The following is a 23,008-nucleotide window of genomic DNA, read 5'->3' as shown; positions in this document are numbered from 1 at the left end:
ACTTTTGGGCGGGAGCGGCGTTTAACCCCGCCACTTTCTCGGAAAGGCTTTCTTTTCGACCCGCCTACTGGCCCTGGAGGCCAGAGGCCAACGCCCGACAGCGCTGTGCGCCCTCGGGCGCAAAGGTGTTTGGAAGATCGCTTGCTTTGGAAGTGGTCATCGCCCGACTTGATCGGGCGATCCAGTATCCCAGAGGCAGCTCGGCTGAACCGAGGTGCCGCGGCGTACTGGATGCCCCGGTTAAGCCGGGGCATGACGATGGTGAACGCGGCAACCCTGTGCGAGCAGGACAAGGGACAACGGCATTGTTCGACAATCTGTCGGAACGGCTTGGTGGCATTCTCGATCGTCTGACGGGGCGCGGTGCGCTGACCGAAAAGGACGTCGACGCCGCGATGCGCGAGGTGCGCCGCGCGCTGCTGGAGGCTGACGTCGCGCTCGAAGTGGTGCGCAGCTTCACCGAGCGCGTCCGCGAGCAGGCGATCGGCGCCACCGTCGTCAAATCGGTCACGCCCGGCCAGATGGTGGTCAAGATCGTCCATGACGAGCTGATCAACACGCTCGGTGCCGAAAGCCAGACCATCGACGTCAATTCCGTGCCGCCGGTGCCGATCATGATGGTCGGTCTGCAAGGCTCCGGTAAAACGACCACCACCGCAAAGCTCGCCCGCCGCATGGTCCAGCGCGACAAGCGCAAGGTGCTGATGGCTTCGCTCGACATCTATCGCCCGGCGGCGATGGAGCAGCTGGCCGTGCTCGGCCGCGATCTCGACATTCCGACCCTGCCGATCGTCGCCGGCCAGCAGCCGGCTCAGATTGCGAAGCGCGCGCTGGAAGCCGGCAAGCTCGGCGGCTACGACGTCGTGCTGCTCGACACCGCCGGCCGCACCACGCTCGACGAAGACATGATGGCGGAAGCGGCTGCGATCAAAGCCGCTGCCAATCCGCATGAAGTGCTGCTGGTCGCCGACAGCCTCACCGGCCAGGACGCCGTGAATCTCGCGCGCGCCTTCGATCAGCGCGTCGGCCTCACCGGCATCGTGCTGACACGCGTCGACGGCGACGGCCGCGGCGGCGCCGCGCTGTCGATGCGCGCCGTCACCGGCAAGCCGATCAAGCTGATCGGCACCGGTGAAAAGACCGACGCGCTGGAAGATTTCCATCCCGATCGTATCGCCGGCCGCATCCTCGGCATGGGCGACGTGGTGTCGCTGGTCGAACGTGCCGCCGCCAACATCGACGCCGAAAAGGCCGCGCGCACCGCCGAGCGCATGCGCAAGGGTCAGTTCGACCTCAACGACATGCGCGAGCAGCTGTTGCAGATGGCGAACATGGGCGGCATCAGCGGGCTGATGGGCATGATGCCCGGCATCGCCAAGATGAAGAACCAGATCGCGGCCGCCGGCATCGACGACAAGATCCTGAAGCGCCAGGTCGCGGTGATCGATTCCATGACGCGCGACGAGCGCCGTCATCCCGACCTGCTCAAGGCCAGCCGCAAGAAGCGCATCGCCGCAGGAAGCGGCCAGAGCGTCGAGCAGGTCAACAAGCTGCTCAAGATGCACCGGAACATGGCCGACGTGATGAAGGCCATGGGCTCGGGCAAGCGTGGCCCGCTCGCCGGCATTGCGCAGGCGATGGGCTTTGGCGGCGGCATGAAGCCGCCCTCGCCCGAAGAGATGAAGGCGTTGCAGGAGAAGATGCAAGGCGGCGGACAAGGTCTGCCCAGCCTGCCGAAGGATTTGCCCGCTGGTCTGCGCACCGGCCTGCCCAACGTTCCCGGACTGACCGGGCTGAGCGGCAAGCCGACGCTGCCGGGCCTCGGCGGATTTCCGGGCAAGAAGAAATGAGGAATTCGTCGCGAGGGATCCTAAGCATCTCGCGCGACGCGGAATACCAACCAACCGAACAAACTGTACTTTGAAGGAGAACCAGATGTCCGTCGTTATCCGCCTCGCTCGCGCAGGCACCAAGAAGCGCCCCGTCTATCACGTCGTCGTCGCCGATTCGCGCTTTCCCCGCGATGGCCGCTTCATCGAGCGTCTCGGTTATTTCAACCCGCTGCTGCCGAAGGACAACGAGGCCCGCCTCAAGCTCGACATGGACAAGGTGAAGGCCTGGGTCGCCAAGGGTGCGCAGCCGTCGGACCGCGTGGCGCGTTTCCTCGACGCCGCCGGCGTCAAGAAGCGCGAAGCGCGCAACAACCCTGAGAAGGCCGTGCCGCGCAAGGAGCGCAAGGCGCAGGCCGAAGCCGCCGCGAAGGGTTAAGGTCAGATCATGTCGGCGCTGGTCTGCGTCGCGCGGATCGGCGCCGCGCATGGTGTGCGCGGTGCGGTCAAGCTGTGGACCTTCACCGAAGATCCCTTTGCGGTCAGGCGCTACGGGCCGCTTCTGTCCAAGGATGGCAAGCGCCAGTTCGAGGTCGCGCAGGCGCGCGAAGCCAAGGATCATCTGGTCGCGACGTTCAAGGGCGTCACGACCCGCGATGAGGCCGAGCGCCTCAACGGCATCGAGCTCTACGTCGCGCGCGAAAAGCTGCCCGCGACCGACGAGGACGAATATTACCACACCGACCTGATCGGGCTCGCCGCCGTCACCACCGACGGCGACGCGCTCGGCCGCGTGCTCGCGATCCACAATTTCGGCGCCGGCGACATCATCGAGATCGCTCCGCCCAAAGGATCTGCAAAGGGCACGACGATGCTGCTGCCGTTCACAAACGCGGTGGTGCCGGAAGTCGATCTCACAGGCGGCCGCGTCGTGATCGCGCTGCCGCAGGAGATCGAGGGTGATGATGACAGCGAGGCTCCGTCATCATGACGGTGCGGTAACGGCTCGCTAACAAATCTCGCGAAATCTTCACTTGCATCGGGCATCCGGCTCGTTCACGCTTTGGTTGCATCGCCCTCCCGCGCCTCTCCCCAACACCGGAGCTCCAAATGCTGCGCCGCTGTCTTATGGCAACGATCGGCCTGCTCGCATCCGCGGGCCTTGTCAGTGCGCAGACGCCACCGAGCCCCCCGCCGGCTGCAGCCGAGCAAGCCACCTCGCTCGCCCCGATGGAGGAGCCGCAGGTCGGTGACCACTGGACCTACGAGATGCGCGACGAGATCACGGGCGACCTCAAATCGACCATGACGCACACCATCACCGACGTGTCGGCCACCGAGATCAGCGTCCGGTTCGAGATCCTCGGCAAGCCCGGTTTCGGCTACCAGACCTATGACCGGTCGTGGGACATCATCAACAATGGTGCATGGCGGTTCACGCCGAATGACGGCACGGGCATCCGCATGCCGCTCGCGATCGGCAAGACCTGGACGTTCAAGTCCAGCGACTCGAACAGCACGGCGGGTGTCAACCTGAAGCGCACGGGTACCTCGAAGGTCACTGCCAGGGAGACCATCACCACCCGCGCCGGCACATTCGAGGCCTACAAGATCGAAACCTCGATCGAGATGCGAAACGCCAACGATCCCACCAAGAAATCCCAGGCCGAGCAGCAGGCCTGGTACGTGCCCGAGATCAACCATTGGGTGAAGCGCACTTATGTCAGCAGAGCGGACGGCAGGGTTCGCGAGCGGGGCGCGCTCGAAATGATCGAATACGGCCGCCGCTAGCGGCCGGCGCGAAAGCGACCGTCGATGACCGAAGCCTTCCGGGGAGCATGAAGATGTCTCGTTACGCGGCCACGATGATGGCTTGTCTGCTTGCCGGCACCACCCTGGCATCGGCGGCGAGCGATCCGCCCGCCGCCGCAAAGCCGGTCATCGCGATGGAGGCACCCCTGCAAGGCGACTTCTGGACCTACGAGGTGCGGGACGAAATCAGCGGCAAGGTCAGCGCGGTCCGCAGGAACATCGTCACCGAGGTCACGCCTGCCGAGATCAGCGTTCGGGTCACGACCGACGGCAAGGAGGCCGAGGGCCTGAACATCTACGATCGGTCGTGGAATCTGAAGAACGCGGGTGAGTGGAAATATCAGCCCGGCGACGGCAGCGGCATCCATGCGCCACTGAAAATCGGCGATAGCTGGAGCTTCTCCGCCGATGACGTCAACAGCAGCAAGGGCTTCATCTGGAAACGCTCGGGCCATTCGAAGGTCGTCGGCCAGGAGACCATCACCACCAAGGCCGGCACGTTCGAGACGTACAAGATCGAAACGACGCTCCTGAGGCGTCCAACCAACGATCCGAGCCGCAAGCACGAGATCTCGGCCATGACCTGGTACGCGCCGGCCATCGACCACTGGGCGAAACGGACCTACGTGGCGCGCGGCAACGGCCATCTGCTGACCAATAACGTCATCGAGCTCGTCGAGTACGGCCGCAAGCAATAACCAACTCGGCCGGCCGGGCCTCGACCTGTCGGCCGCAATGCCCTAACCAGCGGCCATGACGACCTCCTCACCCTGGCGCGCGACGGTGCTGACACTGTTTCCGGAGATGTTTCCGGGGCCGCTCGGCGTGAGCCTGGCCGGCCGGGCGCTGGCTGGCGGGCTCTGGGAGCTCGAGGCGCGGGACATCCGGGCCTCAGCCACCGACCGGCATCGGAGCGTCGACGACACCCCCGCGGGCGGCGGACCGGGCATGGTGCTGCGGGCCGATGTTCTGGCGGCGGCGATCGATGCCGCCGGGATCAGCGCGGACCGGCCGAAACTGCTGATGAGCCCGAGGGGTCGGCCATTGACCCAGGCCCGGGTGGTGGAGCTGGCCGAGGGTCCGGGTCCCCTGATCGTTTGCGGACGGTTCGAGGGCGTGGACCAGCGGGTGATCGACGGACGGGGCCTGGAGGAGGTCTCGATCGGCGACTACGTGCTGTCCGGGGGCGAAATCGCCGCGCTGGCCCTGATCGACGCCTGCGTCCGGCTGCTGCCCGGCGTGATGGGCAAGGAGGCCTCGGGAACCGAGGAAAGCTTTTCGGAGGGCCTGCTCGAATACCCCCAATACACCCGCCCGCAGCTGTTCGAGGGGGCTCCGATCCCGGAGACCCTGACCTCCGGCGACCACGCCAAGGTTGCAGCCTGGCGGCGGGCACAATCCGAGGCCCTGACGGCGGCCCGGCGGCCTGATTTGTGGGCCAAAATCCCGGCCAAAGCCCCGAATCGAGCCAGACGCCAAAAAACGCCAAAAAACAAGACAGACGGGTGACAAACGCTCCGGCTTGCCTTATAGGAGCGGCCACATCCGCAATAGCTGGATCAACGAATTTCGCGCAGCCCCCGTCCTGCGGCTGGGCGCGCCGATGGAGATTTACCCATGAACCTGATCCAACAGCTCGAAAAAGAGCAATTCGACAAGCTCTCCGCCAGCAAGGAGATTCCGGAATTCGGTCCCGGTGACACCGTGATCGTCAACGTGAAGGTCGTCGAAGGCGACCGCACCCGCGTGCAGGCCTATGAAGGCGTCTGCATCGGCCGTTCCGGCGGCGGCCTCAACGAGAGCTTCACCGTCCGCAAGATCTCCTATGGCGAGGGTGTCGAGCGCGTGTTCCCGCTACTCTCCCCGATGATCGACTCGATCAAGGTGGTGCGCCGCGGCAAGGTGCGTCGTGCCAAGCTCTATTACCTCCGCAACCTTCGCGGCAAGTCGGCCCGCATCGTCGAGAAGACTGAGCACGCCAAGGCCGTCAACGAGTAAGCTCCGTTTACAGACGAGTTCTAGAGAGCGCGGGGCAAAACCCCGCGCTTTTTTGTTGCGTCAGCCGTGCGCGTCAAAGCACTCGCGCTTCCAAATCGGCCTGCTATATATTCTTGGAATGTTTCCAGATCAGACCAGCCTCGCCCCCGTCACGCGCATCGTCATCGACGATCGCTCGCGGCTGCCTGGCCGGTTCTTCGGACGCTTCGCGACCTCGGCAACGTCAGAGCTTACGCGCGCAGCCTAAAAGCTGCGCTGACGATTTTGTTGCCCGCGCGTGACCGCGCATATCCGCACCACAACATTCCTGGAGCTGAAGCTCATGTCCAAGCCGACCACATTGTACGACAAGATCTGGAACGACCATCTGGTGCACGAAGCCGACGACGGCACCTGCCTGCTCTATATCGACCGCCATCTGGTGCACGAAGTGACCTCGCCGCAGGCGTTCGAGGGTCTGCGCGCCACCGGCCGCAAGGTGCACTCGCCGGAAAAGACGCTCGCCGTCGTCGACCACAACGTGCCGACCACCGATCGCACCAAGCCGAATCCCGATCCGGAGAGCATCGAGCAGATCAAGGCGCTGGCCGAGAACGCCAAGCAATTCGGCATCGAATATTACGACGAGTTCGACAAGCGCCAGGGCGTCGTCCACGTCATCGGCCCCGAGCAGGGCTTTACCCTGCCCGGCACCACCATCGTCTGCGGTGACAGCCACACCTCGACGCATGGCGCGTTCGGCGCGCTCGCACACGGCATCGGCACCTCCGAGGTCGAGCACGTGCTGGCGACGCAGACGCTGATCCAGAAGAAGGCGAAGAACATGCGCGTGACCGTCGACGGCAAATTGCCTGAAGGCGTGACGGGCAAGGACATCATCCTCGCCATCATCGGCGAGATCGGCACTGCCGGCGGCACCGGCTACGTGCTGGAATACGCCGGCGATGCGATCCGCGCGTTGTCGATGGAAGGCCGCATGACGGTCTGCAACATGTCGATCGAAGGCGGCGCCCGCGCCGGCCTGGTTGCGCCCGACCAGAAGGCGTTCGACTTCCTGCGCGGCCGCCCGAAGGCGCCGAAGGGCGCGGACTGGGACGCGGCGATGCGCTACTGGGAGAAGCTGCGCTCCGACGACGGCGCGCATTTCGACCACGAGCTGCGCCTCGACGCTGCCAAGCTGCCGCCGATCGTGACCTGGGGCACCTCGCCTGAGGACGTCATCTCGGTGACCGGCATCGTGCCCGATCCGGATCAGATCGCGGACGAGGCCAAGCGTCTCTCCAAGCACCGCGCGCTGAAATACATGGGCCTGACGGCGGGCACGAAGATCACCGACATCAAGCTCGACCGCATCTTCATCGGCTCCTGCACCAACGGCCGGATCGAAGATCTGCGCGCGGCGGCGAAGATTGCCGAAGGCAAGACCGTTTCAGCGCATGTCAACGCCATGGTCGTGCCGGGCTCGGGCCTCGTGAAGGAGCAGGCCGAGGCTGAGGGTCTGGACAAGATCTTCATCAAGGCCGGCTTCGAATGGCGCGAGCCCGGTTGCTCGATGTGCCTCGCGATGAACCCGGACAAGCTGGCCCCGGAAGAGCGCTGCGCCTCGACCTCGAACCGCAACTTCGAGGGACGCCAGGGCTTCAAGGGCCGCACGCATCTGGTGTCGCCGGCGATGGCTGCGGCGGCTGCGATCGCGGGTCACTTCGTCGACGTCAGGGAGTGGCGGTAAGCCGCTCCCTGCAATTTGAGCTAAAGCGGCAAACGGCCGTTAATCGGCATCGCCGACACTGCGTCCTCGCGACGGTTTCGCGAGGACACAGCTCATGGCCAACAAGCCTGAATATGTCGATCTGATCGGCGAGGCGACGCGCCAGCACCGGCGGCGCGCAACGCCCTTGCCCATCGTCGCCAAGCCCGAGGTCGAGGAGACCTCGAAGCTCAGCCGCTGGCCGCCGGCGATGATCAAGCAGTGGAAGCTCGAGAACCTGACACGGTGGAAGCCGGCGTCGTGGAAGCTGAAGGATTGGCTCTAGGCCACACGAACAAAGGGCGCCGTCGCGGCGCCCTTTTCATTTCGATCGCGATTACCAATAGCGGTACGGATAGTGCCAGCGATGCCACCGGCAGACGCGGCGCGGACCGTAATAGGTCCAGATCACCCGGCAGCGGCGCGGATAGTTGTAGTAGGGATAGTAGCCGCCGTAATAATAGCGCCGGTGGAAGTGGCGATAGCCGTAATGCGGGCGATAGACCCCGTAGCGATGAAAACCGCCATAGTGGCGAAATCCGCCGTAGCGATAGCCGCTACCGTGAAAGGCGGGTGCGGCGCGGAAGCCGCCGATATGGCCGCCACGAAAGCCACCGCCGCGGAAACCGCCGATATGTCCTCCGCCGCCGTGGAAACCACCGCCACGAAAACCGCCACCACCATGGAAGCCGCCACCATGTCCACCACCGCCGCCACCGTGGCGAACCTGCGTGATCATGTCGTCGCTTGCAGCCTTCGCCGCCGGCAATGGCGTCGGATTGATCGGAGTCATCGCTTCGGCACGTTGTGCAGTTCCGGCCGACAGCATCAGCGTGGCAACGGCCGCGAGCCCGAGCAAGCGTATCGGGCTTGTCCGAGCATCCAAGATCCGCAGCATGGAATTCTCCCTGAATCTGAACGGCAGCATTGCGGCGCAGCCGTCGCTCGCATCGCTGTTCAATTGCAGTCGCTCCCAAGATTAAATTAGGGACAGCGACGTGAACCCCTCGTGAATGAACAACCTGCCGAGGCGCCGTGCCACGACAAAAGGAATTCGAAAGATGACCGTCTACGCGATCGCGCAATTGAAGATGACGGACCGCGCGGCCTATGACCGCTATCAGGCGCGGTTCTTCGACGTGTTCAGAAAGTACAATGGACGGCTGCTCGCCGCCGACGAGCAGCCGCGCGTGCTCGAGGGCCCGTGGCCGTTCGACAAGCTCGTCATGATGTCGTTTCCCGACGAGGCCGCGTTCCTCGCCTTCTCGAATTCGCCGGACTACGAAGACATCTCGCGCGATCGCAAGGCGGGCGCGCAGGCAACCGTGCTGCTGGTCAGGGGATTTGCGCCGGCGGGCTAACGCGGCGCGTCACCACCACGGCCCGTAGCCGAACACGAAGGGTGCCGGCACGCCGTAGGGATAGGGACGATAGTAGATGGGCCGCGCGTAATAATGCGGATCATGGGGCGCTGAGCGCCGCGCAACGTCATGGTGTCTTGCGTGCCGTCTCGCATCGAAAATCGCTGTCCCGGCCGAGGCATCCGACTTCGTCACACTCTGCGCGGTTGAAGCGCGAGGCAAACCCGCTGCGAGCCCGGCGACAACGGCCAATGCAATCCATCTCGTCATGACGAACTCCGCCCTCAAGATGCGGGCATCACGCGGCCGTTGAGGCGCGTCAGCCCCGCCGCCAGTAGCAGCTCATATGCGGCACGATCACCGTGCCGCTCGGCCGATATTCCTGCACATAGGTGGCGTTGCACTCGCGCACCGCATCGGGACCCGGATAGTAGCGCGGATAGACGCCGTCCGGAGCGTAGTAGGGCGTGACGCGCAGCCGGGCGGGCGGGCGCCTGCGCGGCGGCGGAACGTCGTCTGGCGAGGCCGCCTGGGCCAGCCTGACACCGGCGCCGGCCGTCTGAGCTTCCGCACCGACGCAAAATTGCGAAAACAACCCCATGCAAAGTAGAACCAGTATTGCTGTTCCCGCCCGCATCGCACCACCACCCACCTGAGCTATCCCCTTGAGGCGCCGTACGCTCCCCGTTTTCGTGCGCGGCGTCAACTCTTCGTAGCCCTCTATAAAGCCGGATGCATCGCCACGGAACCCGCGCTAAGAAAAGCCCATGTGGACGGAATTGAAAGCACCCTCGCTGGCTGAGATGGAAGCGACGGCGCACGACATCTTCGAGCGCCTGCCGGCGGAATTTCGCGGCCTCTGTGAGGGCGTGATCCTCCGTGTCGACGACTTCCCGACCGAGGAAGTGATGGACGAGATGGAATGCGATAGCGAGTTCGACCTGCTCGGCCTGTTCCAGGGCGTCGGCCTGCCCCAGCAGAGCCTGGGCGATGTGGCGCGGCTGCCCAACATGGTCTGGCTCTACCGCCGGCCGATCCTGGATTACTGGGCCGAGCACGACGAGAGGCTCGGCCACATCGTCCGCCACGTCCTGATCCACGAGATCGGCCACCATTTCGGCCTCTCGGACGACGATATGGCGGCGATTGAGGCTCAGGCGGAGTAGGACGTCATCGGTTGCGTATGGTTGGCGCAGCGAGAAGCATCGTCAGTCGATAGTCGGACCAGCCCGCGAGAGACAGCGACACCTGCTGATAGTGCAGCAGTCCCATGGTCGGATGATCGAACGCACGCTCGCCGCCTTCGCGTGCCAGAACCCCCTGCGTCTCCCAGCAGCGTTCGAAATCGGGGCTTCCAACTCTCAGTTCCTCGACGAGCCGGCGAATGTCCGGATCGTCGGAATAGGCTGTAACAGCGGCGCGGAATTCTGCGACGACGCGTTGCGCGCGTGAGGTCCAGTCGAGGATCAGTGTTCGCGCCTCGGGCCTGAGGAAGATGTAGCGCAGAAGATTTTTTTCGCCGTCAGCATCGAGCCATCCGGCAAACAACCGGGACGCTTTCGCATTCCAACGACGCGCACCCCATGTGCGATCGAGAATGTAGGCCGGCCCTTCGATCGCATCGACGCAGGCCAGCACCTCCTCAGGCGGATCATCCCTGTGGCCGGGACGCTCGGGATCGCGCTTGCCCCCAACTTCGAACAGATAGCTGCGCTCCGCTCGTGACAGGCGCAATCCGCGTGCGAGGCGCGCAAGTGTCGAAGCCGAGACGGAGACATCGCGACCCTGCTCGATCCACGTGTACCAGGTGACGCTCAATCCGCAGAGCTGAGCGACCTCCTCGCGCCGGAGGCCGGGCGTGCGCCGCCGTGCTCCGGCGGCGAGGCCGAATTCTGCCGGAGACTGGCGCTCCCGGAGCGCGCGCAGGAACGCGCTGAGCGAGAGAGCTGGAGCGATCGGGTCTGGTCCCTTCATGGTGGTTTTTATACCAGCATAAATAACATTCTTAAACGGGTATAATCGGCATGCTAACTCTTTGCCGCTGCGGCGTCGCTGCGGAAAGGACGAACGGGTATGGGCAGGCAATTCGCAAGGATCGAACCTGAGCACAGGGCTTTCATCGAACGGCAGAAGATCTTCTTCGTCGCGAGCGCCCCGCCGAAGGGACGCATCAACGTGTCTCCCAAGGGCCTGTCGGCATTCCGGGTGCTGGGAGAGAGCGACGTCGCCTACCTCGATTGCACCGGCAGCGGCAGCGAGACCCGTGCGCATCTGACCGCCTCCGACGACAAGCGGCTGACCATCATGTTTTGCGCCTTCGACGGCGCCCCGATGATCCTGCGGCTCTATGGCCAGGCTCGATCGCTCATGCGCGGCACGCCGGAATATTCCGATCTCGTTCCTGACTTCGAGGACATGGCAGGCGCCCGCCAAATCGTGCGCCTCTCGGTCGACCTCGTGCAGACGTCATGCGGTATGGGCGTGCCGCTGTTCGACTACAGACAAGAACGCGGCAGCCTCGTGCGCTACTGGACGGCGCAGGGTGTCAACAATTTGCGAAAATACTGGGGTCTGAAGAACATGAAGAGCATCGACGGCCTGCCGACCGGCTTTGCCCCTGACAGCATGGCTCCGCCAGGCTGAAGACGAACCTCGATTTACGCCCCTAGGCCTGCCGAATCCGGCCTAGGATTTGTGTGCCAACCGGGCTAAATAGCCCTCCCCTGACTTCAAACCGGGAAGCCTGAAATGGACAAGTTCACCACGCTGGAAGGCGTCGCGGCGCCGCTGAAGATCATCAATGTCGACACCGACATGATCATTCCGAAGCAGTACCTCAAGACCATCAAGCGCACCGGCCTTGGCAAGGGGCTCTTCTCCGAGCAGCGCTACAAGGACGATGGCAGCGAGAATCCGGATTTCGTGCTCAACCAGCCTGCCTATCGCAATTCGAAGGTGCTGGTCGCCGGCGACAATTTCGGCTGCGGCTCGAGCCGCGAGCACGCGCCCTGGGCGCTGCTCGACTTCGGCATCCGCTGCGTGATCTCGACCTCGTTCGGCGACATCTTCTACAACAACTGCTTCAAGAACGGCATTCTGCCGATCCGCGTCTCGCAGGAAGATCTCGACAAGCTGTTCGACGACGCCGAGCGCGGCGCCAATGCGACGCTGACGATCGACCTGCCGAACCAGGAGATCCGCGGCCCCGACGGCGGCAAGGTCAAGTTCGAGATCGACCCGTTCCGCAAGCACTGCCTGATCAACGGCCTCGACGACATCGGCCTGACGATGGAGAAGAAGGCCTCGATCGACACCTACGAGGAAAAGCTCAAGCGCGAACGCGCCTGGGCCTGAGATCGAGCTCCAGTTCGAGCCCCGGTGCGACGAGCGCCGGGGCTTTTTCTTTGCCCTGATTAACCCCTAGATTGACGCGCATGCTGCCCGACATCGTCACCTTCTGGCACGGCCCGATGGACGCACTGCGCCAGACCTGTCTGCGCTCGCAGCTCGCGGCCGGCCACAAGGTCACGGTCTACAGTTTCGACACCATTCCCGGCCTGCCCGCGGGCATCGGGAATGCGGATGCCGAGGCGATCCTGCCGCACGCGTTCTCCGAACGATTGCGACCGCCGCAGCCGGACGGAAGCTGGCGCGACTGGACCACGCTGCAGTTCAGCGACTTCTTCCGCATGAAGCTGATGGCGAAGAACCTCGGCCTCTGGCTCGATGCCGACGTGCTGCTGCTGAAACCCGTCGAGATCGATCCAGCAAAGCCCTACTTCGCCTGGGAGCGGCCGCGCCAGCTCGGCAATTCCGTGATCTATCTGCCGGCGAAGCACGGCATCGTTGCCGCCTTCGAGGAGCTGATGGAGCAGGAGGAGCTGACGCCGAACTGGCTGTCAGTGCGCCATCGCATCACCTTCATGATGCGTCGCCTGCGCGGGGGCTCGAACCGTCTCTCGGATATTCGCGTCGCGATCTTCGGACCGGCGGCGCTCACTGCGCTCGCGCGCCGCACCGGTGAATTACAAAACGCACTGCCGAAGCAATCGTTCTACGCCGTGCATGCCGAGCCAAAACTGTTCTTCGATCCCTCGAGCTATCTCGGCCTCGTCACTAACCCCGAAATCATCGGCCTGCACATCTCGCCCAAGGGCCGTGGCGGCGAAAAGCCGATCCCGGGCAGCCTGTATGCATGGGCGACGGAGCGGTTTAGCTGAGCTCTCTCCGCTGCGCGGCACGCTCGTGCCCCGACGCAGCGCAGCACGTCAGTGATGCGCTGCTGAGCCGGGGCCCAGCATGTGGCAAGATGGGTCCCGGCTCTGCGGAGCGGCACTTCGCGCCGCACCGCGTCCGGGACACGCGACCTGCCTTCTTGACCCATTCTCAATTTGATCCAGCGCAACGCGCTCCTGCACCATTGTGCCTAGTCTGGCTCCAATTCCACGACCCGAACGGAGCCTCGCATGAGCACCGCAAGTAGGCCTTATCCCATCGTACAGGATCTCATCGAATCCTTCGCGAACTGGCTGAAGCATCGCCGCGAGATGAACGAGATGCGGCAGCTCGATCGCGCCGATTTCGACCGGATCGCGCAAGATCTCAGGATCGCGCCTGACGATCTGGAGGAGCTGGTCCGTCACGGCAAGCACGCTGCCGACGAGCTGCTGAAGATGCTCGAGCAGCTCGGCATCAGCGCAGACAGGCTCGGTCGTGCGCAGCCGCTGCTGCTCCGCGACATGGAGCGCGTCTGCTCGCTCTGCAATCACAAGGGACAATGCGACCGCGATCTCGCCGATGGCACCGCCGCGGAGAACTACCACGGCTATTGTGCCAATGCGTCGACGCTGGAGTCGCTCGATCGGGCCGACGTCGCCCCGCGCTGACGCGTCGTCTGGATCGAAAGATCAGATCGTGCCGTTTCGCGCGCAAGCGTCGCGCTGGGCAAATCCCTTCACGAGCTTTCTGCATGCTCGATAGCGCTCTTCCATACTCGCTCCGCCGGCATGACCCGGAGGGCCAGGTTCGGCCGCGCTCTCTTTCTTGACTGCATGAGCTCGCGACGTCTTATCGCGTTTGGTCGGAGGTTCGGCATCCTCGGGCACCGGCACAAGCTGCCAGACTGGACGAAGCTCGATAGTCGCGGTCTCCGACGGATTCTCCTTATTGATGGAAGTCAGGGCAAGGACGTTCTTGTCCAGCTTGACCGTGACAGGCGTTCCATTGATGGAGAATTTATCGTTCGAAATGAACTCGGCGAACGATTTGTATCCCGCCACATCCTTCGCCCATGATTGTTTCGTGGGCGGCCCCCAGAGGTAGTATCCTTTGGCCAAGCCCGTCGCGGAGACCTCCGTGATGATCAGCATGGCGTAGCGTCCCTTGCCATTGGTCCACCCGCGCTTGTTGGACCACACGCCGACAAACCTGGAATTGGCGTTGAGTGGATCGTTCTGATCGGACGAGATGGCGAAGCTCGGCAATTCGAGGTGCTGAGCTGCCGCGATGACAGAGATTTTTTTGTTGTCGTCGGGCGTAAATGGATTTCGCACGACGCGCTTGGCATCAGGCTCCTGGCGCCCGCCCGCATCCGATTTCGGGGCAGCAGCCGGAGATGATAGCGCCGCAACTTCGCTGGCCTTGAGATCCTTGATTCGTTGGCGGGCTTCGACGGCGTGGTCGCTGCGGGGGTATCTGGCGAGAAATTCCTCAAAGAGAGCTGCCACCGTCGACGTCCGGACAGCCTGCCAGAACTTCTCGTCTTCCGCGGGAGCTGCGGGCGCCGGAGTTGATGCAGCTGGCGCCTGAGCGGCGACGGCGGGGGCCTTGAGGTAAATCTCTTCCTTCGACAACGAGCCATACACGAAAGGCTGCTGTTCGCGCCTGGTTGCCGCCATCACGTCGTCACGAACCCGGCGAAACAGAAACGATATCTCCAGGCCGGGCGTTTCGATGTGGCGAAGCAGCGACGTCGTGAAGGGGCTATTCCGGCCTTCGCCGTCGCTTGCCGTGGTGCCGTCCCGGGCGGCATACGCGATCAGGACATTGTCGGACGGCTCCGTCGGCGCGAGCCCGCGAGCCACGGCCCGGGTGCTCAACGAGCGCTTCATCTTCGCAGCAAAAGGGTTGTTGCGGCACGCGTCAAGTATCACGAGGCCCAACTTCCGTGCCTTCGAAACCTGAAGGCTCACCGAACGCAGGCTGATCGCCTCGCTTTCGGCGTCGGTATCGCTGCGCAGCTCGGCGCTGATCGGGATCAGCCAATTCTCGCCGCCGACTTCCATGCCGTGCCCGGCGTAGAACACGACGGCGATGTCGGACATTTCGGCGGATCGGCCGAACTCAACGACGGCCTTCCTCATCTCTTGCGCGGTGGCGTTCTTGACTTGAGTGACCTTGAAATCCAGCCGCTCCAGCGCGCGGCCGATGTCGGCCGCGTCGCGAGTCGGGTTCGGCAACTCGGGCACCTTCTCGTAGGCGCCATTGCCGATGACAAGCGCAACCCGCGCCTGCGCAAGGGCGGGCTGAGCGGACAAAAGCGACATGACGAGAAAGACAGCTGCCCCAAAAAAACGCATCAATAGATTGCCCGAACCCACCAATGGCTTCGAGGGTAGCACCCCTGTTCACCACCGCAACGGGAAAAGCCGAGATCGTGGACTTCGGCGAAACGGCCGTCGTCGGGACGAGCCGACGACAAGCAGCTGACGATGCCGGTGCAGCTCGGCATCGGCGCGGAAGCGCCCGGGCCAGGGCAAACTCACGCGCCGCCGCAACAATCACTGGTCGATCACCACGTGTGGCACCTCGCCCAGTAGCAAAGGGCGTCAATAGTATGATGTATGCAAGGCCCTGTTTGCGCGGCGAGGATGCCGGCAAGGTCTCCGCAATTGTCCGTGCTTGATCTCGACGAATGGCTCTGTTTGGATGGTTGCCCTTCGGCAATTCGAATTCCGGACAATCATGGCAAACGAAATAGATGGTTACCGTCGTTCGTTGGGTGCTCGTTCACCGGAAAGCGCCGTGACCGTCCACCGCACGGGCATCGGGAATCGACTATTGGCGGCGTTGCCGCCGGCGGATCTCGGTTTGCTCACGCCCTACTTCCAGAAGGTCTCGTTCGAACCCGATGCCATCCTGGTGCGGTCGGGCGATGAGCTCGACCCGGTTTATTTTCCCCATAGCGGCGCCATCGCCTTCATGATCGATATGCCGGACGGGCAAACGGTCGCAACCACCTTGATGGGACGGGAAGGCGCTTTGGCCTCGTTCTCCGTGCTCGGCCCGTCGCTGTCATCCGTGACCGCGATTGCTCGGATCGCCGGCACAGCATCGCTGATTTCCGCCGCCAAGTTTCGCGCGGCCTTTGCGCAAAGCGCCGCCATCAGGAACGTCGTGCAAGTCCACGCCCGCGCGGTGTTGTTGCAGCTCCAGCACGTCGCCGCCTGCAACGCGCTGCACCGGGTCGATGGCCGCATGGCGCGGTGGCTCCTGCAGCTGCACGACCGCGTTCCCGATGACCGGCTTCCGGTGACGCACGAGGCGCTTGCGCAATTGCTTGGGGTGCGACGGACGACAGTGACCCTGACGATGAGCAAGCTACGCGATGCCGGCGCCGTCCCGTCCGACCGGCGCGGGTTTGTCGAGATCCATCGGGCGCGGCTCGAGAAGGTCGCATGCGATTGCTATGCGCTCATGCAGCGCAAGATCGATCAGATGTATTGCCAGGAATTGGCGGCGCCGCAGCCTGTCGATGCGCCGTCCCGCGAAAGCGCCATCGTCGCGGGTGACGAATCCAGAGCCGCTTCGCGGGCGGGAAAATAGGCGATTGGGACTGACCGCCGCGATGACCGCATGGGTCACAAGCGGCAGTCCTCTTGACGTCGAGAAGATGTCCGTCTGGCGGGGAAAAGCGGATATCGCTTCTTCGAGTTGACGCCTCAGCCCTTGCTCATCGCTGCGATCGCGTCCGCGATCTCGATCGTGCGCCGCGCCATGTCGGCGTGCAGGCGCTCCACCATTGCGCCATCGAGCCGGATCGCGCCGCGCGAGACGTTCTCAGGCAGCTCGAACGCCGCGATGATCTTTCGCGCGCGCGCGACTTCCTCTTCGGGCGGCGTGAAGATCGCGTTGCAGGCCTCGATCTGCGACGGATGGATCAGCGTCTTGCCGTCGAAGCCGAGGTCGCGGCCCTGTGCGCATTCGGTGGCAAAACCGTCTGAATTCGCGATGTCGCTGTAGGGGCCGTCAAGGATCTCGAGGCCATGGGCGCGCGTCGCCAGAATGCAATGGGTGATCATCGGGATCATCGCCGCGCGGCCCGGCAGCATCTTGATGCGCGTCTCGCGCGATATGTCGTTCGGGCCGAACACGAAACCGGAGAGGCGCGTCTTGGGATCGCGGCCCGCGGCGGCCAGCTCCTCGGCATGAAGCACGGCGCGCGCGGTCTCGATCATCGCCCAGACTTTCACCGTCGGCGCGGCGCCGAGCTCGGCAAGGCGAGCGCCGATCGCCTGGAGATCCTCGATGCTTGAAACTTTTGGAACCAGAATGCCGTCAGGCGAGGCCTTGGCGGCCATCGCGACGTCATCGGCCCACCAGGGCGTGTCGAGGCCGTTGGTCCGGATCAAAATCTCGCGCTTGCCGAACCCCTTGTCCGCGATCGCAGCGGCGATGCCGTCACGCGCCACCCCCTTGAGGTCGGGGGCGACGGAATCTTCCAGATCGAGGATCAAGCCGTCAGCGGCGAGATTTCGCGCCTTTTCCAGCGCGCGGGGGTTGGAGCCGGGCATGAACAGATGGCTGCGGCGCGGGCGGGTCATGCGAGCATTCCTTCCAGTTTCCTCAGGTCTATTCTGAAGCATGATCCCGGAAAAGTGTGCGGCGGTTTTCCGAAAGGATCATGCTCAAACAACAAGCCAAGCCGATAGCATCTGGCCTGCCTATTCGAAAGGCTTGTTCGCCCCTCTGGTCTATGGTTAGGCATAGGCCATGATCACATTCCCGAAGCATTTGCTGGAAGGCTACAAGGCCTTCGCCACCCAGCGGCTGCCGACCGAGCAGAGCCGCTATCGCGAGCTGTCGGTGAAGGGGCAGTTCCCGGAAGTGATGGTGATCGGCTGCTGCGACAGCCGCGTCTCGCCCGAGGTGATCTTCGACGTCGGCCCGGGTGAACTGTTCGTCGTCCGCAACATCGCCAACCTGGTGCCGGTGTATCAGCCCGACGGCAATGCGCACGGCGTCTCCGCGGCGCTGGAATATGCCGTGACGGTGCTGAAGGTGAAGCACATCGTCGTGCTCGGGCACGCGCAATGCGGCGGCATCCGCGCCTTCGTCGACAAGATCGAGCCGCTCACGCCGGGCGACTTCATCGGCAAATGGATGCAGATGTTCATCAAGCCGGGCGAAGTGGTCGAGCAGCGCGACCACGAAACCATGGCACAGTTCGTCGAGCGCATCGAGAAGGCCGCGGTGTTCCGCAGCCTGGAAAACCTGATGACGTTTCCGTTCGTGCAGAAGGCGGTGGACTCAGGCCAGATGCAGACCCATGGCGCCTATTTCGGCGTGGCAGAGGGGTCGCTGTTCGTGCTGGACAAGGTCGCGAAGGAATTCAAGAGCGTGCGCAACGCGGCTTGAATTCGTAGGGTGGGCAAAGGCGCAACGCGCCGTGCCCACCACTTCTATCGCAATCGGGGAGAGATGGTGGGCACGGCGCTTCGCGCCTTTGCCCACCCTACGGTAGCGTGCGTTACGCCGCCTTCTTCTTCGCGCTGATCAGCTTGCGGTTGATCAGGACTTCCGCGATCTGGATGGCGTTGAGCGCCGCGCCCTTGCGAAGATTGTCGGACACGCACCACAGCACGAGGCCGTTCTCCACCGTCGCGTCCTCGCGGATGCGGCTGATATAGGTGGCGTCCTCGCCGGCGGCTTCATACGGCGTGGCGTAGCCACCGGGCTCCTGCTTGTCGATGACGAGGCAGCCCGGCGCCTTGCGGAGGATGTCGCGTGCCTCGTCCGCCGTGATCGGATTCTCGAACTCGATGTTGACGGCCTCGGAGTGGCCGACGAACACCGGCACGCGCACGCAGGTCGCGGAGAGCTTGATCTTGGGATCAAGGATCTTCTTGGTCTCCGCCATCATCTTCCACTCTTCCTTGGTGTAGCCGTCCTCCATGAAGACGTCGATCTGGGGGATGACGTTGAAGGCGATGCGCTTGGGGAATTTCTTCGCGATCAGCTCGCTGTTGGTGTAGACGGCCTTGGTCTGCGAGAACAATTCGTCCATCGCATCCTTGCCGGCGCCCGAGACCGATTGATAGGTCGAGACCACGACGCGCTTGATCGTCGCCTTGTCGTGCAGCGGCTTCAGCGCGACCACGAGCTGCGCGGTCGAGCAGTTCGGGTTGGCGATGATGTTCTTCTTCTTGAAGCCGGCCGTCGCGTCCGCGTTCACTTCCGGCACGATCAGCGGCACGTCCGGATCCATGCGCCAGGCGGACGAGTTGTCGATCACGACCGTGCCGGCGGCGCCGATCTTCGGCGACCATTCCTTCGACACCGAGCCGCCCGCCGACATCAGGCAGATATCGACATCGGAGAAGTCGTAGTGCTCGAGCGCTTTGACCTTCAGGGTGCGGTCGCCATAGGAGACCTCGACGCCGACGCTGCGGCGTGATGCCAGGGCCACGACCTCGTCCGCGGGGAATTTGCGCTCATCGAGGATGTTGAGCATTTCCCGTCCGACATTGCCGGTCGCGCCGACGACTGCGACTTTGTAACCCATCGTTCACTCTCCGATGAAAAAGCCCGTTCCTGAAGCTGACGCTTAAACAGGAAGAGCAGCGCTTCTATGCGAGAACCGGCCTCAAGACAACGTTGGACCATGCCTGAAGGCCGTGGATGCAGTCGCCAGAGGCCAGCACGGCCGCAACCCCTACCCAGATCCATCTGGCGCTCGCAGCCCTCGCCGACGAAATCGTCGGCACGCTGGCGCGCCTGTTCGCCTATGTGGGGGCGCTGGTCCTGTTTGCCATCCTCGCCCTCGCCGCGCTCGACCAGCTGCCCAGCCTGCGTGACGATGAGCCCGCCGAGAAGCTGGGGTGGAGCGTGGCCGACCGCTCGCAACCGGCCTTCGCCCTCAGTCGGCTCGATTCATCAGAAAAAACAGCCTCTTACGTCATTCTCAGGCATCCCGAAGGCGGTCGCCGGGACGTGATGCGCTGGACCGGCGAGGCGGACAAGCCCGTGGCGGAGCTCGAGATCTACCGCGAAGGCGGCGAATTCGACGTGACCCGCCCGGCGACAGCGGACCTGGCGGTCCAAATGGGCCTGGGTGACGCAACGCCGCTCGAGCAGGCCGGCCTGATCGACACGAAATTCGGTCCCGTCGCCCTGTTCCGGCCCACCGGCACGGCGGAGGCCGCGCGGGCGTGCCTCGGCTACCTCAAGCGCAGCGAAGAGCCGGCGCTCCAGATCTCCGGCTTCTCCTGCCAGGGCGACACCCTGCCCGCCCGGCGCGCGGCGATCGCCTGCACGCTGAACCGGCTGACGCTCCTGACCTCGGGCAACGAGCCGAAGCTGGCGGAATTGTTCGCCCATGCGGAGCTGAAGCGCCGCTCCTGCGCTCCCCAGGGTTCGTCGGACTGGCTGCTGGGCGCGGCGAACGCGCAATTGCGCGGCGCGCTCTAACCGGCATCAAGCTCAAGTGGCTGGTATTGATGCAACTTTTGCCAGCGCGCACGATTATTCCGAGCTGGTGTGACCCAATAGACCTAGTTGCGGCCACCCTTGCCGGGCTAGTATGGGGATGAAATCGATTGGCGGCTTGCCGCCTGAAGGGGACGTGATGAGCTCGAATTTCTCCGCCGCGAACAAACTGGCGATGTGGCTTGCGGCCGGCGCCGTGGTTGCCATGTCCTCAGCCCTCGCGACACCCGCCTCGGCAGACACCAAGAAACAACGTTACGACAACAGCCGGCCCTATTACGGTCCGAGCGGCCCCAACGCGGTCTATCAGCAGGGTCGCACCCGCCTCTATGTGAGCAAGCGCTCCTGGCTCGACGGCGGCACCGAGGTCAATCCGGGCGACCGCAAGTTCTCCGACTACGCTTTCCCGCCGGCGATCGGCTATCCGACCTTCGCCCGCGAGAACAACAACCGCCCGATCGATCGCCAGCCGCTGAGCACGCCGGCCGACGTCGGCGGCTATCCGCGGAATTTCCCGCTGTACTGAGCGGAATGATCGACCGAATCAAAATGGCCGGGCTCGCGCCCGGCCATTTTTGTTTGTGAGAGATGCGTCCGCTTCAGGCGTTGGCTGCCGGGTCGTAGCGCCTGCAAAATTCTTCAATCGCCTCGGAGCGGAAATCGCCCAGGCGCTCGAAGATCAGTTCGTCCGGCCAATCCCACCAGGCTATGCGGCGCAGGCTTTCGGCGACCGAATCGTCAAATCGCTTGCGGATGGGGCGCGCGGGAACGCCACCGACGATCGTGTAGGGCTCGACATCGCGGCTGACGACCGCGCCCGCGGCAATCACCGCGCCGTCGCCGACCGTGACGCCCGGTAGCAGGATGGCGGCGTGCCCGATCCAGACATCATTGCCGACGATGACGCGGTCACTGCGGCGATCCGCGAAGAAGTCGCGGTCACGACTCGCAGTCGCGTCGTAATATTCAGGGCAATAGGTGAAGCGATGCTGGGACGGCCCATCGGATGATTGGGCGCGCCGATCCGCACCGAGTTAGCGATGGCGGTGAATTTTCCGATCACCGCGTCGGCGACCTCGCAGTTCTCGCCGAGATAGGAGTAGTCGCCGAGCGCGGCATATTCGATGCGGGTGTTGGCGAGGATTTCGCAGCGCCGCCCGATCTGGGCTTCGCGCTGGCGGACCGTTTCATGGATGATGGTTTCCGCGATCTTGGGGCGGGGCGAGGCATCCATGAGGTGGCTTCCCTGAGGTCGTCGGCAGAGCCGTAGGGTGGGCAAAGGCGCGAAGCGCCGTGCCCACCATCTCGCGGCAATCGCGATCGAAATGGTGGGCGCGCTATCGCTTAGCCCACCCTACGATTGCAGTGTTTGTGGCTACGCGTGCAGCTTCTGCAATTCCTTCAGGATCGCTTCGCCCATCTGCGTGGTCGAGGCGGCCGTGGTGCCTTCCGACTTGATGTCGGCGGTGCGCAGGCCACTCGCCAGCACCGCGGCGATCGCGGCATCGACCTTGTCGGCGAGATCGCCCATGTCGAAGGAATAGCGCAACGCCATGCCGAAGGACGAGATCATCGCGATGGGATTCGCGAGGCCTTGGCCTGCGATGTCAGGCGCCGAACCGTGCACGGGCTCGTACAGCGCCTTGCGCTTCTTGCTCTTCACATCAACCTCGCCGAGCGAGGCCGAGGGCAGCATGCCGAGCGAACCGGTCAGCATCGCCGCGATGTCGGACAGCATGTCGCCGAACAGGTTGTCGGTGACGATGACGTCGAACTGCTTCGGCGCCTTCACCAGCATCATGCCGCCGGAATCGGCGAGCTGGTGCTCGAGCGTGACGTCGGGATATTCGCGCTTGTGGACCGCCGTCATGACCTCATTCCAGAGCACGCCCGACTTCATGACGTTGCGCTTCTCCATCGACGTCACCTTGTTCTTGCGCTTCCTCGCAAGCTCGAAGGCGACGCGGCCGATGCGCTCGATCTCATAGGTGTCGTAGACCTGGGTATCGACGGCACGCTTCTGGCCGTTGCCGAGATCGGTGATGGTCTTGGGCTCGCCGAAATAGACGCCGCCGGTGAGCTCGCGCACGATGACGATGTCGAGACCCTCGACCGCCTCACGCTTCAGACTGGAGGCATCGGCCAGCGCCGGATAACAGACGGCGGGACGGAGGTTGGCGAACAGGGCGAGATCCTTGCGCAGGCGGAGCAGGCCGGCTTCGGGGCGCACCTCGTAAGGAACGGCATCCCACTTCGGGCCGCCGACCGCGCCGAAGATGATGGCGTCGGCGGCCAGCGCCTTGGCCATGTCGCCCTCGGAGATCGACACCTTGTGGGCGTCATAGGCGGAGCCGCCGACCAGGCCGGTATCGGTCTCGAATTTGGCGATCCCTGCCGAATTGAGCCAGTCGATCAGCCGCTTCACCTCGCCCATCACCTCGGGGCCGATACCGTCGCCGGGGAGCAGCAGCAATTTGTGGGTCGCCATGGTCGTTTCCTCTGAGATCGAATTCGGCCGGAGTGCTAGAGCGGCGTTGCGCGCTTGGCAAGACACC

Annotated in this window: 28 protein-coding genes and 1 pseudogene; 19 read left to right on the top strand and 10 right to left on the bottom strand. The window is 63.9% G+C overall.

Annotated elements, in window-relative coordinates; genetic code table 11:
- Positions 1 to 305: 305 nt before the first annotated feature.
- From ffh to AB7531_RS02200, 9 genes are all read left to right on the top strand, one after another.
- Entirely contained in the window at positions 306 to 1,850 is a 1,545-nt protein-coding gene (gene ffh / locus AB7531_RS02240; RefSeq protein ID WP_063980396.1) for a signal recognition particle protein, read from the top strand.
- An 85-nt stretch (positions 1,851 to 1,935) separates the two neighbouring features.
- Positions 1,936 to 2,268 (top strand): 30S ribosomal protein S16, encoded by a 333-nt coding sequence (rpsP, locus tag AB7531_RS02235; RefSeq protein ID WP_063980395.1) that lies wholly within the window; start codon positions 1,936 to 1,938, stop codon positions 2,266 to 2,268.
- Between the two features lie 9 nt (positions 2,269 to 2,277).
- Complete coding sequence (rimM, locus tag AB7531_RS02230) at positions 2,278 to 2,820, top strand: ribosome maturation factor RimM (RefSeq protein ID WP_063980394.1); 543 nt, start codon at positions 2,278 to 2,280, stop codon at positions 2,818 to 2,820.
- A gap of 119 nt (positions 2,821 to 2,939) precedes the next feature.
- On the top strand, positions 2,940 to 3,620 hold the full coding sequence (locus AB7531_RS02225; RefSeq protein ID WP_187387863.1) for a TapB family protein: 681 nt from the start codon (positions 2,940 to 2,942) through the stop codon (positions 3,618 to 3,620).
- A 53-nt stretch (positions 3,621 to 3,673) separates the two neighbouring features.
- Complete coding sequence (locus AB7531_RS02220; RefSeq protein WP_187387862.1) at positions 3,674 to 4,339, top strand: TapB family protein; 666 nt, start codon at positions 3,674 to 3,676, stop codon at positions 4,337 to 4,339.
- Between the two features lie 55 nt (positions 4,340 to 4,394).
- On the top strand, positions 4,395 to 5,150 hold the full coding sequence (trmD, locus tag AB7531_RS02215; RefSeq protein ID WP_063980391.1) for a tRNA (guanosine(37)-N1)-methyltransferase TrmD: 756 nt from the start codon (positions 4,395 to 4,397) through the stop codon (positions 5,148 to 5,150).
- Between the two features lie 108 nt (positions 5,151 to 5,258).
- Positions 5,259 to 5,639, top strand: a complete 381-nt coding sequence (gene rplS / locus AB7531_RS02210; RefSeq protein ID WP_063980390.1) for a 50S ribosomal protein L19 — start codon at positions 5,259 to 5,261, stop codon at positions 5,637 to 5,639.
- 322 nt (positions 5,640 to 5,961) lie between these two features.
- Positions 5,962 to 7,368, top strand: coding sequence for a 3-isopropylmalate dehydratase large subunit (leuC, locus tag AB7531_RS02205; RefSeq protein WP_063985988.1), 1,407 nt, complete (start codon positions 5,962 to 5,964; stop codon positions 7,366 to 7,368).
- Between the two features lie 94 nt (positions 7,369 to 7,462).
- Positions 7,463 to 7,672: a hypothetical protein gene (locus AB7531_RS02200; RefSeq protein WP_063980389.1), complete on the top strand. Its 210-nt coding sequence runs from the start codon at positions 7,463 to 7,465 to the stop codon at positions 7,670 to 7,672.
- 51 nt (positions 7,673 to 7,723) lie between these two features.
- Here AB7531_RS02200 and AB7531_RS02195 read toward each other — a convergent pair whose 3' ends face one another.
- A complete protein-coding gene (locus AB7531_RS02195) occupies positions 7,724 to 8,284 on the bottom strand; it encodes a hypothetical protein (protein WP_063985987.1) in 561 nt (186 codons plus the stop codon).
- A gap of 163 nt (positions 8,285 to 8,447) precedes the next feature.
- Between AB7531_RS02195 and AB7531_RS02190 the strand changes: the two genes are divergently transcribed.
- Positions 8,448 to 8,747 carry a DUF1330 domain-containing protein gene (locus tag AB7531_RS02190; RefSeq protein ID WP_063985986.1) on the top strand — a complete coding sequence of 100 codons (300 nt, stop codon included), beginning with the start codon at positions 8,448 to 8,450 and terminating at the stop codon, positions 8,745 to 8,747.
- Positions 8,748 to 8,756: 9 nt separating this feature from the next.
- On the opposite strand, the gene AB7531_RS02185 is transcribed toward AB7531_RS02190, so the two are convergent.
- Complete coding sequence (locus tag AB7531_RS02185; RefSeq protein ID WP_084794921.1) at positions 8,757 to 9,017, bottom strand: hypothetical protein; 261 nt, start codon at positions 9,015 to 9,017, stop codon at positions 8,757 to 8,759.
- A gap of 49 nt (positions 9,018 to 9,066) precedes the next feature.
- Entirely contained in the window at positions 9,067 to 9,348 is a 282-nt protein-coding gene (locus AB7531_RS02180; RefSeq protein WP_063980388.1) for a hypothetical protein, read from the bottom strand.
- Positions 9,349 to 9,514: 166 nt separating this feature from the next.
- Here AB7531_RS02180 and AB7531_RS02175 point away from each other — a divergent pair, with 166 nt between their 5' ends.
- Entirely contained in the window at positions 9,515 to 9,913 is a 399-nt protein-coding gene (locus AB7531_RS02175; protein WP_063980387.1) for a metallopeptidase family protein, read from the top strand.
- A gap of 4 nt (positions 9,914 to 9,917) precedes the next feature.
- Here the strand turns inward: AB7531_RS02175 and AB7531_RS02170 are convergent, their stop codons facing one another.
- Positions 9,918 to 10,721, bottom strand: a complete 804-nt coding sequence (locus AB7531_RS02170) for a helix-turn-helix transcriptional regulator (RefSeq protein WP_063980386.1) — start codon at positions 10,719 to 10,721, stop codon at positions 9,918 to 9,920.
- Positions 10,722 to 10,820: 99 nt separating this feature from the next.
- Here AB7531_RS02170 and AB7531_RS02165 point away from each other — a divergent pair, with 99 nt between their 5' ends.
- The 4 genes from AB7531_RS02165 (at position 10,821) to AB7531_RS02150 (ending at position 13,633) form a co-directional block, all read left to right on the top strand.
- A complete protein-coding gene (locus AB7531_RS02165; RefSeq protein ID WP_063980385.1) occupies positions 10,821 to 11,390 on the top strand; it encodes a pyridoxamine 5'-phosphate oxidase family protein in 570 nt (189 codons plus the stop codon).
- A 105-nt stretch (positions 11,391 to 11,495) separates the two neighbouring features.
- Positions 11,496 to 12,101 carry a 3-isopropylmalate dehydratase small subunit gene (gene leuD, locus AB7531_RS02160; RefSeq protein ID WP_014490662.1) on the top strand — a complete coding sequence of 202 codons (606 nt, stop codon included), beginning with the start codon at positions 11,496 to 11,498 and terminating at the stop codon, positions 12,099 to 12,101.
- A gap of 80 nt (positions 12,102 to 12,181) precedes the next feature.
- On the top strand, positions 12,182 to 12,967 hold the full coding sequence (locus AB7531_RS02155) for a hypothetical protein (RefSeq protein WP_063980384.1): 786 nt from the start codon (positions 12,182 to 12,184) through the stop codon (positions 12,965 to 12,967).
- 246 nt (positions 12,968 to 13,213) lie between these two features.
- Complete coding sequence (locus AB7531_RS02150; protein ID WP_063980383.1) at positions 13,214 to 13,633, top strand: hypothetical protein; 420 nt, start codon at positions 13,214 to 13,216, stop codon at positions 13,631 to 13,633.
- A 21-nt stretch (positions 13,634 to 13,654) separates the two neighbouring features.
- On the opposite strand, the gene AB7531_RS02145 is transcribed toward AB7531_RS02150, so the two are convergent.
- Complete coding sequence (locus AB7531_RS02145; RefSeq protein WP_187387861.1) at positions 13,655 to 15,346, bottom strand: caspase family protein; 1,692 nt, start codon at positions 15,344 to 15,346, stop codon at positions 13,655 to 13,657.
- A gap of 424 nt (positions 15,347 to 15,770) precedes the next feature.
- Between AB7531_RS02145 and AB7531_RS02140 the strand changes: the two genes are divergently transcribed.
- A complete protein-coding gene (locus AB7531_RS02140; protein WP_063980381.1) occupies positions 15,771 to 16,571 on the top strand; it encodes a Crp/Fnr family transcriptional regulator in 801 nt (266 codons plus the stop codon).
- 116 nt (positions 16,572 to 16,687) lie between these two features.
- On the opposite strand, the gene AB7531_RS02135 is transcribed toward AB7531_RS02140, so the two are convergent.
- Entirely contained in the window at positions 16,688 to 17,569 is an 882-nt protein-coding gene (locus AB7531_RS02135) for an HpcH/HpaI aldolase/citrate lyase family protein (protein WP_071908673.1), read from the bottom strand.
- Between the two features lie 169 nt (positions 17,570 to 17,738).
- Here AB7531_RS02135 and AB7531_RS02130 point away from each other — a divergent pair, with 169 nt between their 5' ends.
- A complete protein-coding gene (locus tag AB7531_RS02130; RefSeq protein WP_063980379.1) occupies positions 17,739 to 18,383 on the top strand; it encodes a carbonic anhydrase in 645 nt (214 codons plus the stop codon).
- A 112-nt stretch (positions 18,384 to 18,495) separates the two neighbouring features.
- On the opposite strand, the gene AB7531_RS02125 is transcribed toward AB7531_RS02130, so the two are convergent.
- Entirely contained in the window at positions 18,496 to 19,530 is a 1,035-nt protein-coding gene (locus tag AB7531_RS02125) for an aspartate-semialdehyde dehydrogenase (protein ID WP_063980378.1), read from the bottom strand.
- 116 nt (positions 19,531 to 19,646) lie between these two features.
- On the opposite strand from AB7531_RS02125, the gene AB7531_RS02120 reads away from it, so the two are divergent.
- Together AB7531_RS02120 and AB7531_RS02115 are read left to right on the top strand one after the other, a co-directional pair.
- Positions 19,647 to 20,435, top strand: a complete 789-nt coding sequence (locus AB7531_RS02120; RefSeq protein WP_063980377.1) for a hypothetical protein — start codon at positions 19,647 to 19,649, stop codon at positions 20,433 to 20,435.
- Between the two features lie 157 nt (positions 20,436 to 20,592).
- Positions 20,593 to 20,979, top strand: a complete 387-nt coding sequence (locus tag AB7531_RS02115) for a hypothetical protein (protein WP_028158592.1) — start codon at positions 20,593 to 20,595, stop codon at positions 20,977 to 20,979.
- Positions 20,980 to 21,136: 157 nt separating this feature from the next.
- Here the strand turns inward: AB7531_RS02115 and AB7531_RS02110 are convergent.
- The 3 genes and pseudogenes from AB7531_RS02110 to leuB all read right to left on the bottom strand — a co-directional run.
- Positions 21,137 to 21,355: pseudogene (locus AB7531_RS02110) on the bottom strand (CatB-related O-acetyltransferase); the annotation flags it as partial.
- Entirely contained in the window at positions 21,280 to 21,687 is a 408-nt protein-coding gene (locus AB7531_RS02105) for a hypothetical protein (protein WP_371496990.1), read from the bottom strand. The pseudogene AB7531_RS02110 and the gene AB7531_RS02105, both read right to left, overlap by 76 nt.
- Before the next feature lie 141 nt (positions 21,688 to 21,828).
- Positions 21,829 to 22,941, bottom strand: a complete 1,113-nt coding sequence (gene leuB / locus AB7531_RS02100; RefSeq protein WP_231143761.1) for a 3-isopropylmalate dehydrogenase — start codon at positions 22,939 to 22,941, stop codon at positions 21,829 to 21,831.
- Positions 22,942 to 23,008: the final 67 nt, after the last annotated feature.

Origin of the sequence: Bradyrhizobium sp. 63_E2_N1_3 (genome assembly GCF_052076005.1) — a bacterium.
Taxonomy (GTDB): Bacteria; Pseudomonadota; Alphaproteobacteria; order Rhizobiales; family Xanthobacteraceae; genus Bradyrhizobium; species Bradyrhizobium barranii.
Note: the sequence above shows the minus strand (reverse complement) of the source record. Positions and strands in the feature narration are given on the sequence as shown.

Bases quoted from the DNA above. Each gene is read 5' to 3' on its own strand.
- rpsP (WP_063980395.1), top strand. From the start codon at position 1,936: ATGTCCGTCGTTATCCGCCTCGCTCGCGCAGGCACCAAGAAGCGCCCC.
- rimM (WP_063980394.1), top strand. From the start codon at position 2,278: ATGTCGGCGCTGGTCTGCGTCGCGCGGATCGGCGCCGCGCATGGTGTG.
- AB7531_RS02225 (WP_187387863.1), top strand. From the start codon at position 2,940: ATGCTGCGCCGCTGTCTTATGGCAACGATCGGCCTGCTCGCATCCGCG.
- AB7531_RS02220 (WP_187387862.1), top strand. From the start codon at position 3,674: ATGTCTCGTTACGCGGCCACGATGATGGCTTGTCTGCTTGCCGGCACC.
- trmD (WP_063980391.1), top strand. From the start codon at position 4,395: ATGACGACCTCCTCACCCTGGCGCGCGACGGTGCTGACACTGTTTCCG.
- rplS (WP_063980390.1), top strand. From the start codon at position 5,259: ATGAACCTGATCCAACAGCTCGAAAAAGAGCAATTCGACAAGCTCTCC.
- leuC (WP_063985988.1), top strand. From the start codon at position 5,962: ATGTCCAAGCCGACCACATTGTACGACAAGATCTGGAACGACCATCTG.
- AB7531_RS02200 (WP_063980389.1), top strand. From the start codon at position 7,463: ATGGCCAACAAGCCTGAATATGTCGATCTGATCGGCGAGGCGACGCGC.
- AB7531_RS02195 (WP_063985987.1), bottom strand. From the start codon at position 8,284: ATGCTGCGGATCTTGGATGCTCGGACAAGCCCGATACGCTTGCTCGGG.
- AB7531_RS02190 (WP_063985986.1), top strand. From the start codon at position 8,448: ATGACCGTCTACGCGATCGCGCAATTGAAGATGACGGACCGCGCGGCC.
- AB7531_RS02185 (WP_084794921.1), bottom strand. From the start codon at position 9,017: ATGACGAGATGGATTGCATTGGCCGTTGTCGCCGGGCTCGCAGCGGGT.
- AB7531_RS02180 (WP_063980388.1), bottom strand. From the start codon at position 9,348: ATGGGGTTGTTTTCGCAATTTTGCGTCGGTGCGGAAGCTCAGACGGCC.
- AB7531_RS02175 (WP_063980387.1), top strand. From the start codon at position 9,515: ATGTGGACGGAATTGAAAGCACCCTCGCTGGCTGAGATGGAAGCGACG.
- AB7531_RS02170 (WP_063980386.1), bottom strand. From the start codon at position 10,721: ATGAAGGGACCAGACCCGATCGCTCCAGCTCTCTCGCTCAGCGCGTTC.
- AB7531_RS02165 (WP_063980385.1), top strand. From the start codon at position 10,821: ATGGGCAGGCAATTCGCAAGGATCGAACCTGAGCACAGGGCTTTCATC.
- leuD (WP_014490662.1), top strand. From the start codon at position 11,496: ATGGACAAGTTCACCACGCTGGAAGGCGTCGCGGCGCCGCTGAAGATC.
- AB7531_RS02155 (WP_063980384.1), top strand. From the start codon at position 12,182: ATGCTGCCCGACATCGTCACCTTCTGGCACGGCCCGATGGACGCACTG.
- AB7531_RS02150 (WP_063980383.1), top strand. From the start codon at position 13,214: ATGAGCACCGCAAGTAGGCCTTATCCCATCGTACAGGATCTCATCGAA.
- AB7531_RS02135 (WP_071908673.1), bottom strand. From the start codon at position 17,569: ATGACCCGCCCGCGCCGCAGCCATCTGTTCATGCCCGGCTCCAACCCC.
- AB7531_RS02130 (WP_063980379.1), top strand. From the start codon at position 17,739: ATGATCACATTCCCGAAGCATTTGCTGGAAGGCTACAAGGCCTTCGCC.
- AB7531_RS02125 (WP_063980378.1), bottom strand. From the start codon at position 19,530: ATGGGTTACAAAGTCGCAGTCGTCGGCGCGACCGGCAATGTCGGACGG.
- AB7531_RS02120 (WP_063980377.1), top strand. From the start codon at position 19,647: ATGCAGTCGCCAGAGGCCAGCACGGCCGCAACCCCTACCCAGATCCAT.
- AB7531_RS02115 (WP_028158592.1), top strand. From the start codon at position 20,593: ATGAGCTCGAATTTCTCCGCCGCGAACAAACTGGCGATGTGGCTTGCG.
- AB7531_RS02105 (WP_371496990.1), bottom strand. From the start codon at position 21,687: ATGGATGCCTCGCCCCGCCCCAAGATCGCGGAAACCATCATCCATGAA.
- leuB (WP_231143761.1), bottom strand. From the start codon at position 22,941: ATGGCGACCCACAAATTGCTGCTGCTCCCCGGCGACGGTATCGGCCCC.